At 61.5% G+C, this 13,627-nt stretch carries 11 protein-coding genes and 1 pseudogene; 4 read left to right on the plus strand and 8 right to left on the minus strand.

Going from position 1 to position 13,627, the window contains the following annotated elements; translation table 11 throughout:
• Together QZY03_RS17435 and QZY03_RS17440 are read left to right on the plus strand one after the other, a co-directional pair.
• A pseudogene (locus QZY03_RS17435) lies at positions 1-212 on the plus strand (hypothetical protein); the annotation flags it as partial.
• On the plus strand, positions 196-354 hold the full coding sequence (locus QZY03_RS17440) for a hypothetical protein (protein WP_295583281.1): 159 nt from the start codon (positions 196-198) through the stop codon (positions 352-354). The pseudogene QZY03_RS17435 and the gene QZY03_RS17440, both read left to right, overlap by 17 nt.
• 113 nt (positions 355-467) lie before the next feature.
• Here the strand turns inward: QZY03_RS17440 and QZY03_RS17445 are convergent, their stop codons facing one another.
• From QZY03_RS17445 to QZY03_RS17470, 6 genes are all read right to left on the minus strand, one after another.
• Complete coding sequence (locus tag QZY03_RS17445; RefSeq protein ID WP_295583283.1) at positions 468-659, minus strand: hypothetical protein; 192 nt, start codon at positions 657-659, stop codon at positions 468-470.
• Entirely contained in the window at positions 659-1,153 is a 495-nt protein-coding gene (locus tag QZY03_RS17450; RefSeq protein ID WP_295583285.1) for a hypothetical protein, read from the minus strand. The genes QZY03_RS17445 and QZY03_RS17450 overlap by 1 nt, the downstream gene beginning before the upstream one ends.
• On the minus strand, positions 1,153-1,950 hold the full coding sequence (locus tag QZY03_RS17455) for a nucleotidyltransferase domain-containing protein (RefSeq protein ID WP_295583287.1): 798 nt from the start codon (positions 1,948-1,950) through the stop codon (positions 1,153-1,155). The genes QZY03_RS17450 and QZY03_RS17455 overlap by 1 nt, the downstream gene beginning before the upstream one ends.
• Positions 1,951-2,029: 79 nt before the next feature.
• Positions 2,030-3,904 carry a UvrD-helicase domain-containing protein gene (locus QZY03_RS17460; protein ID WP_295583289.1) on the minus strand — a complete coding sequence of 625 codons (1,875 nt, stop codon included), beginning with the start codon at positions 3,902-3,904 and terminating at the stop codon, positions 2,030-2,032.
• The gene (locus QZY03_RS17465; RefSeq protein ID WP_295583291.1) at positions 3,904-5,640 is read right to left on the minus strand and encodes an ATP-dependent endonuclease; all 1,737 of its coding nucleotides are present in this window, start codon (positions 5,638-5,640) and stop codon (positions 3,904-3,906) included. The genes QZY03_RS17460 and QZY03_RS17465 overlap by 1 nt, the downstream gene beginning before the upstream one ends.
• 66 nt (positions 5,641-5,706) lie before the next feature.
• Positions 5,707-8,247, minus strand: coding sequence for a site-specific DNA-methyltransferase (locus tag QZY03_RS17470; protein WP_295583293.1), 2,541 nt, complete (start codon positions 8,245-8,247; stop codon positions 5,707-5,709).
• A gap of 48 nt (positions 8,248-8,295) precedes the next feature.
• Here QZY03_RS17470 and QZY03_RS17475 point away from each other — a divergent pair, with 48 nt between their 5' ends.
• The gene (locus QZY03_RS17475) at positions 8,296-8,748 is read left to right on the plus strand and encodes a hypothetical protein (protein ID WP_295583295.1); all 453 of its coding nucleotides are present in this window, start codon (positions 8,296-8,298) and stop codon (positions 8,746-8,748) included.
• Between the two features lie 74 nt (positions 8,749-8,822).
• Here the strand turns inward: QZY03_RS17475 and QZY03_RS32175 are convergent, their stop codons facing one another.
• Positions 8,823-9,158 (minus strand): type II toxin-antitoxin system VapB family antitoxin, encoded by a 336-nt coding sequence (locus tag QZY03_RS32175; RefSeq protein WP_363170120.1) that lies wholly within the window; start codon positions 9,156-9,158, stop codon positions 8,823-8,825.
• Positions 9,155-12,232 (minus strand): BPTD_3080 family restriction endonuclease, encoded by a 3,078-nt coding sequence (locus tag QZY03_RS17485; protein WP_295583297.1) that lies wholly within the window; start codon positions 12,230-12,232, stop codon positions 9,155-9,157. The genes QZY03_RS32175 and QZY03_RS17485 overlap by 4 nt, the downstream gene beginning before the upstream one ends.
• Before the next feature lie 297 nt (positions 12,233-12,529).
• Between QZY03_RS17485 and QZY03_RS17490 the strand changes: the two genes are divergently transcribed.
• Positions 12,530-12,790, plus strand: coding sequence for a hypothetical protein (locus tag QZY03_RS17490; protein ID WP_295583299.1), 261 nt, complete (start codon positions 12,530-12,532; stop codon positions 12,788-12,790).
• The last annotated feature ends 837 nt before the right edge of the window (positions 12,791-13,627 follow it).

Consider the following 13,627-nt stretch of genomic DNA (forward strand, 5'->3'; position numbering starts at 1 on the left):
CCCCGGCCGCGGTAGGAGCGGCCCCCGGCCGCGACGAGTGCCAGCTTGGTCTGGCCGGCTTAATGATCAAGGCCGACACCCTCAAGGCGGGCCGATTCAGCCCACAGCAAGCCGAAACCCAGGCCCGCGCCCTGGCCGAAATCCTTGATCGGCAAATGGCGACCAAGGCTGAAGTCGTCGAACACGAGAAACCCAATGACCGCAGACATTGAAAGCCTGGTCCTGGAACACCTGCGAGCGATTCGCGCGAAACAGGATCACCACAGCGAGCGACTGGACCGCATCGAGATTCGCCTATCTGCTATTGAGCAGACCTTGGGCAGTCTCTACGCGCTTCTCCGGGAGCGACCGTGAGACCGTCCAGTCACTCACCAAGCGCGTTGAGCGCATCGAGCGGCGGCTGGAACTGACCGAGGGCTGACCCAGTTACGGCCGGGCCTAGGCTGATCCCCGAACGGAAAGCTGCCCTACGGTACCTGAAGATCCTCAAGGAACTCTGAAGCTGGCTCGACGCCGCTGACGAGCAAATGAACCCGCGCCCGCGTGCAGGCGACGTACAGCAAATGGCGCTCGGTGTTATGGACCTCTTCCAGATCGCTGTCGTCGGTCACGGTCTCGATGCGTGCCTGCAAGGGAACGATCTCGTCGTCGCACGCCATCACGGCGACCGCCCGAAACTCCAGGCCCTTGGCCAGATGCGTTTTCCCCGTCCCGGCCGAGCCGCACACCCGCGCCGGCCCCGCGAAATCGCGCTCCACCCACTGACGCTGGGCCGGGTGGAGAAAGACCGTCCACTTTCCCAGGGGTACTCCAAGGCGCGCTCAAGCTCCTCCAGATCGCCCATGAGTGCGGCGCCGGTCCGCGGATGGGTCTCCAGCTTGCGCCGTTCGGCCCAGCCGTAGGCGCGATCGTGGTGGTCCACGTAACAGAGCAACAGGCTCTCGGATGACCGGTGCACGATCAGTCGAATATCACCGCTGGCGCGCACCGACCAGAAGTTCTGGTCCCTTGCGTCATCCAGTTTGTGGAAGCTCAGCCCGGGATTGGCCGGATTGACCTGAAGGTCGAACGCCGTGGTTTTGACAGACTTCTGCTCGTCGCCGGTCAGGCGGGCGAGGCTGTCGGTGAAGGTGTCGGCGATCCGGAAGTCCATCAGTCGGCCCCCTCCGAGTGCGTGACGGTATCGAGCAGCAGCCGATCCAGCACCGAGAAATCGATGTCCCGCGGCAGGGGAACCGAGGCCACTTCGAGGCGCGTGAGTTCGGCCGCGATGTAGTCGTCGATGACCCGCAGCGGCGCGCCGTGCTCGGACTCCAAGGCGCGACGCTTCCTGGCCAGCAGATCGGCGATGGCGTCCCGCAGGACTGGCTCGGTCACCAAGGCGTCCACCAGGTTCTGAAACCGCATGGGGGCAACGCCGCGACCTTGCTCGATCCACCGAGCGGCCAGCAACGGACGCAACACATACAGGTACTTCTTCAGGCGTACCCGCTCACCGAGGAGATAGGTGCGGTAGTTACCACGCGCCATATGGACGTAGTGGTGGAAAGAGCGCTCGGGTCTGTGAGTGCACCGGGCCGCCAGACGGATCGCTTCAAGGAACCGCGCATGGGCGCGGTAGACAACGGGGGAGTCAAGCCATTCGACCAAGGTCGAGTTACCTTTCTTGAGCAGTCCAAGCGCCTTGCGCAGCTCCCACCCATTGATATCCAGCACCCCGGAGATTGGCACCTCGATCACATCACGCGGCGGACTCACCCGCAGATACCAAGCCAGCGGATGCACGTACAGAAACCGCACGTCGTAGTCGCTGTCGGGAGAGGCGAAACCCCAACCCCGGCTGCCCGATTCGCACGCAAAAAGTATCCGCACCGCGTGATCCGCTTCGATCGCTGCAAGGTGTCGCTCGATCTCCGAACGGATGGCGGGATCAATAGGATGATCAGTCATGATGGGCAGGTCCTCACTCTCACGCTACTCTAGGTCAAACCGCCGGGCGGATCGCGACAAACGTCCACAGTGTTCTGACTTAGAGTATCTGAAGATCCTCAACGAACTCGGAAGCCGGATCGACACCGCAGACCAGCAAGTGATCTCGCGCCCGCGTGCAGGCGACGTACAGCAAATGGCGCTCGGTGTTGTAGACCTCTTCCAGATCGCTGTCGTCGGTCACGGTCTCGATGCGCGCCTGCAAGGGAACGATCTCGTCGTCGCACGCCATCACGGCGACCGCCCGAAACTCCAGGCCCTTGGCCAGATGCATAGTGCCAATCGAAACATGCCCGTGGCTCGTTTCGACGTGCTCGTCCAGCACCTTGAAGGGCAGGACGGTCTTGGTGACAGCCTCGCGGGCGCGGTCGAGTTCGGTCGCGGAGCGCACGAAAATGCCGATCTCGTGCGGAGCGACACCCTCGTTGACACGTTCGCCGATCCAGGCGCCGACGGCACTGGCCTCTTCGTCCGGGGTTTTGAAGACGCTCACTCGGGGCTGAGGTCCATTGAATGCCGAGACGGTGCCACGGCGGTCTTCCGTGTTCCCATCAACGTCGGACACCGCCGGCCCCAGCAACCGATCCGCCTGGGTCCTGATTTGGTGCGACGTGCGGTAGTTGATGTGCAACGTCCTGGCACGGCCCCGGATGTCGACGCCGAGGGACAGCCACGAAAACGGCGGCTGGAAGATTCGCTGACCCAAGTCCCCGGCGAAGAAGAGGCCGCTCGGGCGACCGGCGCCCAGGGCGGCGAGGAACCGCAGTTGGGGCACGCTCACATCCTGTGCCTCGTCCACCAACACGAAGTCGAATGGCCGCTGCTTGCGGTTCGCCAGGTCGTTCGCGAGGCTGAACTTCTGACCCGTCGCGGCCGCGCTCGCCTTGGCGATCAGGCTGGTCGTCAGGTCACGCGAGGCAATGTTCGGGGGGCCGAGGTGACGCTCGTAGAGTCGCTCGCCGATGGCATCCAGGGCTTGGACCTCCAGGCGCTCGGCCAAGCGCGGCTCATTGCTGATCAGGCGCCGTAATTTGGTGCGTAGTGCGTTCGCCAGCGTCTCGGAAAAGGTGGTCAGCAGGATGCGGCTGTCCGGGTGCTTGCGAGCGAGGAACACCGCCCGGTGCAGGGCGACAATCGTCTTCCCCGTTCCGGCCGAGCCGCAGACCCGCGCCGGCCCTGCGAAATCGCGCTCCACCCATTGGCGCTGGGCCGGGTGGAGAAAGACCGTCCACTTGTCCCAGGGGTACTCCAAGGCGCGCTCAAGCTCCTCCAGATCGCCCATGAGGCGGAAGCGCCGCTGGGCATCCGGATGGGCGAAGGGATCGACGCCGGGGGCTGCCGGCGGTCGCGGTATGGCCGGCTGACCGCCGGTGGCCGGTTGGAGCAACGCCTCTGCCGCCTCGGCCGGGAGATGGCCGGCCAACTCCAGCAGGCTGTCCTCGTTGACCTGGCGCACGTCCGCGAGCCATTCGACCGGGATGCCGTAGCCCAATAGCTCAGCATCGGGCCGCTGAGCGAACAACGGCGGCTTCACCGGTGCGGATGGCGCGACTTCGACGTACCGCGGGACCGCGATCTCTTCGACGCGCTCGCGAATCTCCACCAACTGTGCGGCGCCGGTCCGCGGATGGACCTCCAGTTTGCGCCGCTCGGCCCAACTGTACGCGCGGTCGTGGTGGTCCACATAGCAAAGCAACAGGCTGTCGGATGACCTGTGCACGATCAGTCGGATATCACCGCTGGCGCGCACCGACCAGAAGTTCTTGTCCCGTGCGTCATCCAGTTTGTGGAAGCTCAGCCCGGGATTGGCCGGATTGACCTGGAGGTCGAACGCAGTGGTCTTGACAGCCTTCTGCTCGTCGCCGGTCAGGCGGGCTAGACTGTCGGTGAAGGTGTCGGCGATGCGGAAGTCCATCAGTGAGTCCCGATCAGCGAAACCAACTTACCAAAAAAATGATGGACATCGTCGTGAATTTCGTCGGCCCGCATCACCATGGCGACTTCCTCACGTATTAAGCGCACGGGCTCCCTCGCATTCTTGAGTTGCTGAAAAAGTGATTCGTCATTTTCGAATAGTATCCGCTTGCCATCCACAACACTAAATACGTTTGCGGATACACTGCGCCACGATTTACCTGGCGGAAGAGTCAAGTTCTCGCCAACGAAGAAGGCATCGATAGTCTGAATCGTCGGCTGCGCGAACAATTCGTCCTCGGCGTATCGAAGCTGACCCAAAGCCGCGCGCTTCCATGCGTCAGGCACAAGCAAATAGTTCTCTATGTTCTTGCGTTTCCACTCGACCACCGTTGAGTTTGCGGCTGGCGGGTGCCAGGTTGCGTGGTCATCGTAATCAAATAACATCATTCGCGACGCGCTAGGAATAATCTGCTTTAGCGCGGCGAAATGTTCGTCCGCGTGTTGCTTCATGTACCCTTTACCCCCGCCACCCATACTCTTGAAGCAGACGCGGTCCATGGCCGCCTGGGCATTGCACTGATCCGCCCACCCCCTCAGAATCCGCTCGTCACTTTCGCCCTCCACATAAAGGATGTAGGGTGACGCCATCAGTCGGGTGATTTCCTCATTTGACACTTCAGCCATTGCACGCAGCACTTCAGGCGTAGACTGAATGCGCTTGGGGGCTTGGCTCAGGAGCGATACAATCTGAGCAGCATCGACCCCGCGGGCGAACTCCTCGGCGTGGGTGGCGATCAGAAACTGCGTGCTCCTCTCAATCGCCTTACGTTTGAAGTAATCAAGAATCTCGCGCTGCAGATTCACATGTAGATGCGCATCCGGTTCGTCGAGCAGAATTGTTGTTGGGTGATAGCCGTAAAGGAAAGCCAGTAGCGTCAAGGTTTGGTGAAATCCGCTACCTCCGGCGATGATGTCGTAATCCTTTCCGTGCTGACGATATTCGACCGTGATATAGACATCCTTCACCGATTCGTATCTTGGCTCGCGAATCTTAACCGAGAACCAGCGGTCGATAATGGCGGCGACTTCCTGCCAGTCGACCGGCGGACCAATATGCTTGTTGCCTTTGCTATCATCCGGCTCGTCTGGCGATGGGGAGCAAACCCGTAAGAGCAGATTTCGCAGCACGCTGCCGGGCTGCCCCTTGCCTATCTGTTGACGGATGGGAGAGACATCCAACCATTTCTCGGCGGGTTCTAAACCTGAGAACGGCGGTACATAAGCAATCCTCGGAAGATTTCCCGATTTCTCGCATTCGCGGAACTTCGCCCAGCCATCACTGGGTATGGCGTAAATCGTTTGTGGCGAGTGGTAACGCAACTCGACACTGAACGAGTCCATCTCCCCGACTTCTGTTCGCCACTCGACGTCAATGTGAATCAGAATATATTCCTGCTTCTTTTTTCCATTGACCATTGGCCAACGGCGATCCGTGCGATCTTTCCAGAGCAGATTAAATTCCGGCAATGGCAGTGCAGTGAAGTTGGGAAGCACAACCTGGATGCCTTTCGTTCCACTGCGTTGAGACCGGTGAAACTCATCTACACAGAATTGCCAGATAGCAAGCGCCTGAAGCACCGTGCTCTTACCGCTATTATTCCGTCCGACCAGCAAGTCAAACTGGGTAAAGTCATAAACTTGTTCATCCACACTCTTGAAGTTGCGCAGTGTCAATCGAGTGATCACTTAGGCGTCCTCTTGTCGCTGATCCACAGCACTTGGGATAACATGGAACTCATGTCATACCACCCGAAACACCTTCATCACCTCATCCCCCAGGTGATTGATGACCTTGACCGCGATGCGCCCGGAGGCGGGTTTGGGGAAGGGGCGCGAGGTGTCGCTGTTGAGGGTGGCCCAAGCCTCCTCATTGATCTCGGCCTTGAGGGTGGTCTTCAGCGCCTTGTAGGGGTCGGCGGCGCCGAGAAAATAGGCGTGGCGGACGAAGAAGCTCTCCTCGTTGTAGTCGGTGTCGATGAACCAGCAGGCGATGCCCTCGGGGCCGTCGCTGCGGACCTCGCCGGTGCTGGGGTGGAAGACATCCACGCCGTTGATCTTGATCCGGACCTGGCCGTCCTCAGCGGGCAGGATCGCGATGTCCGGTTCGCCGAAGATCACGAACAGGTTGCCCTTGGACGTCGTTTTCAGGTCCTCGGCCATGTGCAGGTCGGCGTTCATGCGTGCTTTCAGCACCGGGATGCGGCCGAGTTTGCTGAACTCGGTGGCGTGGGCCTCGTAGTTGAAGGCGCAGGCGATCAGGCAGTCGAAATCGGCATCGCCGGCCTCGCGGGCGGCGATTACCAGGTCGGGACGGGTGACCGTGCCGAACTCGGGACCGATGAAGATGGCGGCGCGTCGCTCGGTGCCGGTCTCGCCGTTGCCTTCGATGTAGCGGCCCTCGGCACAGACGAGATCGCCGGGCCAGGGCGTCAGCGACGTGAAGGTGATGCGGTCCTCCTTGTGGGCCTGCTGTACGCCGGCCACCTTCAGGTTCTCCAAGATCATCTGCGGGAAGGTCTGTTTCTCGCCGTAGCCCGCCCCTGGATCGGCCACCTGTTTCTCGTTGGGGTCAACCAGTTCGTCGTTCTCATCCACGCCGAGCACGCGATGCGGCGACAGGCTCTCGACGGTGAAGGGGCCGGCGACGCGGACCTTCTTGTTGTCGGTGTAGGGCTTGTCGTAGAGGTACTCGGAATCGGCCTTGGCGGCGATGGAGGCGTCGATCTCCTGCTGGCGGGCGATGCGGGCCTGCCACCAGTCCGCGTGCAGCTTCGCCGCCGGTTCGGGCCAGGGGTCGACCGGGCGATCTGGTAGCGTCTCGATTGTATAGTCGCGCTTCATGACCTTATTGATCGCGCGCAAAGCGTCTTCGACCTTACTCGCCCTGGTGTTCGCACCCTTCGCCTGCTCGGTCTTCAACTCAGAGAAGAATCGCAGGGGTTCGGTCGGCCAGGGCTCTTCGGCGGCGCGCGGAATCTCCCATTCCTGCCACTGCTGCGTCATCGCGGCGTTCAGGCCCTCGCGTAGCGGCTCCAGGGTCGCCTGCCACTTATCCCAGATGACGTTGATCTCGCTGTTGTTTGCGATGGACTTGAGCGTGATATGCGGCACACGCTCGTAGACGAAGCCGTAGCGGATGTCGCCATGGGTCGGCTGGGAGGATGGGGCGGTGCGGCTGACCTCGGCCTCTTTGATCTGGCCGTCGCGTGAATCAAAGAGCAGGTAATAGGGGTAGCGGGCGCCCATGACGCGGGCGCGGGCTAGTGCGAGTGCGACACGGGAGGTATCGATGGCGATCCAGCGGCGGCCCCATTGCTCAGCGACATAGGCTGTGGTGCCGGAGCCGCATGTGGGGTCAAGTACCAGATCGCCGGGATCGGTTGCTATGAGGATGCAGCGGGCAACTACCTTTGTGTTGGTCTCAACGACGTACCTCTTGTCCTGAGCGTCAAACCCCCATCGTGTATCGAACCACACGTTGGTTACCGGCATCACGGGAAAGTCGCGAAGGCGCCGAAGATAGGAAATTGACGCTTTCCGAGGAATGAGACGTCCCGCAAGGCCAAGCTTCGTCAGACCGGCAATGCTCGTTTTCCAATACTGCGCTGAGCCCGGTGTAAAGACTAACCCGCGAAAAGAAAAAGGATCGGTTCCGGGCGGGCGCTGGGAAGTCGTCGCGCTTGGACGATAGAGGTCGGCACCAGCAGGAATCGGTGCGCCATCTTTCTCTTCCTTGGTCATTACGCGCGTCTGACCGTCCGCTAGCAGCACATATTTGTATTCACCAGCCCCGGCCTCCGGCCCGGATTTTTCTTGGAAGGTCTGCCGATACTTAACCGATTCCAGGTTCTTCGCGAACCAGAGAATATAATCAGATATTCCTGGAAGCAGATCTGCGGTAGCACCTGCCGTTTTCGCAATTGTGATTTGACTGATGAAGTTCGCCTTTCCGAACACCTCCTCCAGAAGAGAGCGAGCAAGATGCACATTTTCATCGCCGATCTGGACGAAAATGGAGCCAGAATCGGTCAACAAATCCCGCGCCACGGTCAGCCGATCCCGCAGATAGGTCAGATAGGAGTGAATCCCATCCCGCCAGGTATCCCGAAACGCCTTCACCTGCTCCGGCTCGCGGGTAATGTGACTGACATTGCCGTCCTTCACATCACGGCTGGTGGTACTCCACTGGAAATTGCTGTTGAACTTGATGCCATAGGGCGGATCGAGATAGATACACTGGACCTTGCCGCGCAGCACTTCGCGCTCGGCCAGGCTCGCCATCACCTGGAGCGAGTCGCCCAGGATCATGCGGTTGGACCAGTTCTGGTCGTGCCGGTAGAACTCGGTCCGGTCGGCGTCCTTGGGGATGCCGTTGAAGTCGGCGAAGAGGTCGAACTGCTCTCCCTCGCCCCCGGATGGGGCGGGCCGATTGGATTGGCGCAGCAGGTCGTCAATCAGAACCTTGGGGTGAACCTTCTCCTGAATGTAGAGGGGTGGCGCGTGGACGACGAGATCGCTCCAATCCTGCTGATCCTTGCCGCGCCAGACGAGTTGTGGATCGAGGTCGCGGTTGCGCTCCTCCTTTTCCTCATCAAGCCCGACCGTGCCGCGAGCATAGGTCACCGGCACCGGATCCTGCTCATCCTTCTGCATCACCGACTGATATTCGGCCGTCGGGATGTTCCTGCGGGTGGCTTCGTCGTGGGTGAGTGTTTCCACGACCTTTCCTGGCTCGGGTTTGCGCGCCATATCAATGGGTTTCCGGTTGGAACTTCAGGTTGAGCGTGGCGGCGACGACTGCCAGCCGCTTGTCCCGCGTCCAGATCCGAGCCGGGCTGGCCAAGGCGGTCGCCGGATCATCGAGATTCAGGCCGCCGCCGTGGAATCGGATCAATTTGGGGGTCACTTCCGCCCAAGAGTGCCAAACGCTTGGCGCTCTCTCGCGCGATCAATGCTTTCAACCCCTCTTGGATCAAGGCCGCGCGCTGGGTAAGGCCCGTAAGCCGCTGTGCCTCGTTGAGCAAGCCTTCGTCAAGGTTAACAGTGGTTCGCATGATGACCTCTATTTGCTGATCCCCGCGCGATGCCGGCTCGCACGAGTGTTCCGGCCGCTGGAGCGGCCAAGACTGCATTCCCACGCGGAGCATGGGAACGAGAAGAACGGTTTGGCCGATGGGTTTCCCCGTCGTCATCGCGACGCCTCCCGAGTCGCTGGGATCGGCGCGACAGTCTCGATCATCTTATTGAACTCGCTCTCGACCTTTGCCTTGAAATCGGCCTCGATCTGATAGACCTCGGTGAATTCGGCAAAGGCCCAGCGCCCGAAGGTGCCGAGGTTGTTTACGCCGGGCACCCAGTAGGTGTCCATGGTGGACTTCTTTTCCTTGGCGTCTTCGCGACGGTAGCCCTTGATCTCGACGGTCAGGTGCAGCAAGTCGTCCTCGCCATGGCCGTCATCCACCAGCAAGACAAAATCAGGCAGATAGCGGCGCATCTGCGAGCCGTAGCGGTAGGGTACTTCAAACCCCAGACTATGGTTCTTGGCGTAGGCACGCACCCGCGGATGGGCCTCCGCAACGCGGCAGAATTCGGCCTCCCAATCGCTGTCCAGTATTACCCAGTTGATGTGACAGCGGCGGGAGTCGGTTTCCCAGCGCTCGGTCTTGCTGGTATTAAAGCGGACACGGGCGGTGGAGCCAACCGGATTGTAGGGGTCAAGCAGTGCCAGGATCGGGCGCTTGCCGATGAAGGCGCGGGTGATACCGGCAGTGATCCGCTCGCAGGCCATGTCCGCGAGCATCTTGTATTTGAGCTGTGCCGGGAAGGTGCCGCCCTTGCACACCAGATAGCCATCGAGCCACTGGCGCGCGATGCGCTTGAGTTGGCCGAACAGGTTGAGGCGCGGTTCGTCATTCGCGTCGCGCCACTTGTTGAGCACCAGGTAAGAGGTCAACTCGTAGACCATCTGGGATGGCCGCACGTCCCCGGTATGGACAAGGTCGAGGTCGACCGTTGCACCGATGATGCCCGCATTCTGGGTCCTGGTGGCACCGATCAGGTCGGGCGTGAGTTCGAGCACGGAGTCGTCGTTGAACTCGGCAGTCAGACGCTCCTGCGGCAGTTCGGTGCGGTAGCCGGCGACGCGGGGGAAGCGGATTTCGAGCGCGTCGCGCTCGGGGCGCACGGCCTTGACCTGGATGGTCTCGCGCGGCGGCTGAGGCGGCGCCACCACGGGTTTGGCGTTGAAATCGAAGGGGATGCCGAGGACATCGGCGTATTCCACATTGAAGAGCCCGTCTTCGTTGAGGTCGTAGGACTGGCGGCGCAGTGCCCGGCCGATGACTTGCTCGCACAAGAGTTGGGTGCCGAAGGCGCGCACGCCCAGCACATGGGTGACGGTGTTGGCGTCCCAGCCCTCGGTGAGCATAGACACCGAAACGACGCAGCGGATGTCGGCCCCCAGCCGGCCGGGCTTGCCGACGGTATTCATGACCTCGCGCAGCAGGTCCTGGTCGGTGAGGTTCTCGGCCTGACGCGGGTCGCCGGTGCGCTCGATGATCTCGCGGCGGAAACCCTCGATTTCATCCGCGGCCATGGCTCGGAAGTTATCGTCCAGGGCCTCGCCGGACTCCAACTGCTCGCTGTCGATCAGGAGGGTGCGGGGCCGTGGGAGGGCGTTGCCGTGCTCATCGTGGTTGCGGAACAGGGGCAGGCGGCCGGGCACCGGGTCGGTGGTTCCGTCCGGCTTCTTGCGGTCGAAACCGGCGATGAAGTCGTAGACCAGCTTGGAGGCGGAGGTGTTGTTGCAGACGACGATGAAGCAGGGCGGTGACACAACCTTGGCCTCTGCCCAGAGCGCGAAGGTCTTCTCATAGTGCCCGTAGAGTGCTTCCAGCGCGGTTTGAAGCTGGGTCGGCAGGTCCAGCGGGTTGAGGGCCTCCGACTTGCCGCGCCCCTTCTTGGGCATCTTGGCGCGGATGTGCTCCCACAGGTTGCGGAACATGGGCATCTCGCCGCCTGGAATGTTGTCGGCGACCGGCACGCGCGGCAACTTGACGATGCCGCACTCGATAGCGTCCATCAGCGAGAAGTCGCTCAGGGTCCAGGGGAAAAGGGTGCCCTCGGCATAGCCGGAGCCGCGCAGGAAGAAGGGGGTGGCGGAGAGGTCGAAGACGCGGGTCAACCCCAGGTTGCGGTTGACGGCCTCCAAGCCGGAAATCCACAGGCGGGCGGCGGCGTTGTTCTTCTCGGCCTCCTTTTTGTCGTCTCCCTTCAGGTCGCCTTCCAGGTCGTGGTTGGGCTTCTCGCGGTAGCAGTGGTGGGCCTCGTCGTTGATGGCCAGGATGTTCTTCAGACCCATCAGGTCGGGCATGACGCGTTGGAGCATCTGTCCCTCTGTCTCCAGGGTGTCCAGGGCATCGCCGCCGCGGCCTTGGAGTAACAGCCGGCCGCCCTTGGACAGCTCGATGCGCTCGCGCCGCCGGAAGGCGTGGTAGTTGGTGATCACGATCTTGGCGCGCCGTACATCGTCCAACAGGTCGCCCGGCACCAGTTCGCGGCTGGCGTAGTAGCTGTCCGGGTCGTTGGGCTGGAGCACGCGCAGGCGGTCCTTGATCGTCAGGCCAGGGGCGACGATGAGGAAACCGCGGGTGAACTTCTTGGCTGAGGGCCGGCGCACGGCGTTGACCGTCTGCCAAGCGATCAGCATGGCCATGACCGTGGTCTTGCCGGCGCCGGTGGCGAGCTTGAGCGCCAGGCGCATCAGTTCCGGATTTGCGTCGTGGTTGGCGTCGGCCAGATGATTCAGGAAGCGCTCGCCGGCCTTACCGATCTGGGGCGCGACCTCGGTCAGCCAGATGGCGGTCTCGACGGCCTCGATCTGGCAGAAGAAGGGACGCAGGCTGCTGAACGGGTGATGTCGCCAGTGCGTAAGGAGGCGCGCAGTCTCCGGGGTGACCCGCCAGTGGTTCGGATCAGGGTCCAGCCGCCAGCGGTCGACCTCTTGGCGGACGGCGTTGATGATGGCCGTGTGGTCGTAACGCTGGGCCTCCGTGCTCAGTCCCTTGCCGTCATCGAAGAGCAGCTCGCCCTGCTTGGGTGCGCCCTTCTGCTTCTTCGGCTTGGGGATCGGCGTGATGAACTCCGCCCGGCGCCGAGCCTCGACGATTTTCTGGGTCGGTTGGCCCGTGTCATCCAGTTCCCAGTGGCGGGCTGGGTACGCATAGGGGGAGTTGAGGATCGGCCGGTCGAAGAAAGGGTTGCTCACGGCGATTACCTGGCGATGGATCCTTGGGGCACAGAAAGGACCGGCGGCGGCGCTACGGCGGCACGGTACGTTACTCTAGCGGCTAAAGGGGCATTTTGTAACCACCGCGACGACGCCATTGTTTGGCGGACCTAACTTCCGGGGCCGGGTGCAGCGCGCGGCTGATCGCGGTGCCTTGATTGGGCTGGTTACTATCGGTTACGGTTGCCGAGCCTCCGCCCCGTGCCCGGACCGCCGCCCAGTGACCTACAGCCTTTCACCCGGAGCACCCACGATGACAGCAGACATTGAAAGGACATGACCAGCTTCATTCTTGACACCCTGGCCTATTCCGAAACCCTCAAAGCGGGCGGGTTCAGCGAGCAACAAGCCGTAACCCAGGCCCGTGCACTGGCGGAAATCCTTGATCGACAGATGGCGACCAAGGCCGAAGTTGCCGAGCACGAGAACGCGCTACGTCGCAAGTTGGTGGACTCTCGATCCTACCGCTCAGCGGCCCGACGAACGGTAGGCCGGTGCCGGATACAACAGAAACCAACACAAAAGCCAGCGGCTTAGACGGTCAATTGTGTCGGGTTAAATTGGTTTATTTGAGAGTACGCCCCGTGGTTGGTTGAGTTTGCGGCTTTGACGCCCCTCGCGTTTCATGCGTAGACACGGTTCCCAGCGGGGCGTTTTCTATTTCCACGGCCGGCGCTGGCCCTGGCACTCTCCCGAAGGCCCTGGACCTGGACACCCTCCCGGAGACCCTCGCGGCGCTGGACAACCTCCCGGAGCCCGGCCGGTTGGTCCTGATCCCGCTCTACGGGACACCCGGACAGCGAGAGCATGTGACTACGTTGAATATTGGAGCCCTGACTGTGGCGATGCCTTCATGATGTTGAATGCTCGCGAATCGCTAGCATTGACACCTTCCGATAGTCTGTCAGCCGCAGATCAAGACACCCTAGCGCGCGCCGATGCGCGGCTTCTGGTTCTAGCACGGTGCGCCGTAGGAGATACCCCGGATGTTGAGTTTTTGCGTCTGACTGCGCAGGCGGTTATAGCGCAGCAAACGCGGGTCGCCCAGCGGTAACCGGAGCATTGCATTACGGGGGAAAAGGGACGGAAGACACCGGGGGAATCTGGCAAGGTCAACAGCGTTGCATGTTCGTCGGTTGACCGCTGGGGAGACGCCTAGACAAGTCCGTGTTGCACTGTCTTGATTCGTGTTATCCGCCAGTGTCCCGCGGGAAAAAAAAGGGGCCTAGATTTGTAACTTCTCAAAAAGTCATGGCAACAGTATCAGTATGCTGACGAGATCAGTTAAAGTATCGCATCGAGATTAACCCTCACCTTTCCGCCGTACCTTGACATGCCCAGCCCGATCCGCCTGCCCGAGATCCCCGACGCGGA

It is taken from the genome of uncultured Lamprocystis sp. (assembly GCF_903933125.1).
Classification (GTDB): domain Bacteria; phylum Pseudomonadota; class Gammaproteobacteria; order Chromatiales; family Chromatiaceae; genus Thiodictyon.

Excerpts from the sequence above, each read along its gene's own strand:
- QZY03_RS17440 (WP_295583281.1), top strand. The coding sequence starts at position 196 with ATGACCGCAGACATTGAAAGCCTGGTCCTGGAACACCTGCGAGCGATT.
- QZY03_RS17445 (WP_295583283.1), bottom strand. The coding sequence starts at position 659 with ATGGCGTGCGACGACGAGATCGTTCCCTTGCAGGCACGCATCGAGACC.
- QZY03_RS17450 (WP_295583285.1), bottom strand. The coding sequence starts at position 1,153 with ATGGACTTCCGGATCGCCGACACCTTCACCGACAGCCTCGCCCGCCTG.
- QZY03_RS17455 (WP_295583287.1), bottom strand. The coding sequence starts at position 1,950 with ATGACTGATCATCCTATTGATCCCGCCATCCGTTCGGAGATCGAGCGA.
- QZY03_RS17460 (WP_295583289.1), bottom strand. The coding sequence starts at position 3,904 with ATGGACTTCCGCATCGCCGACACCTTCACCGACAGTCTAGCCCGCCTG.
- QZY03_RS17470 (WP_295583293.1), bottom strand. The coding sequence starts at position 8,247 with ATGGCGAGCCTGGCCGAGCGCGAAGTGCTGCGCGGCAAGGTCCAGTGT.
- QZY03_RS32175 (WP_363170120.1), bottom strand. The coding sequence starts at position 9,158 with ATGACGACGGGGAAACCCATCGGCCAAACCGTTCTTCTCGTTCCCATG.
- QZY03_RS17490 (WP_295583299.1), top strand. The coding sequence starts at position 12,530 with ATGACCAGCTTCATTCTTGACACCCTGGCCTATTCCGAAACCCTCAAA.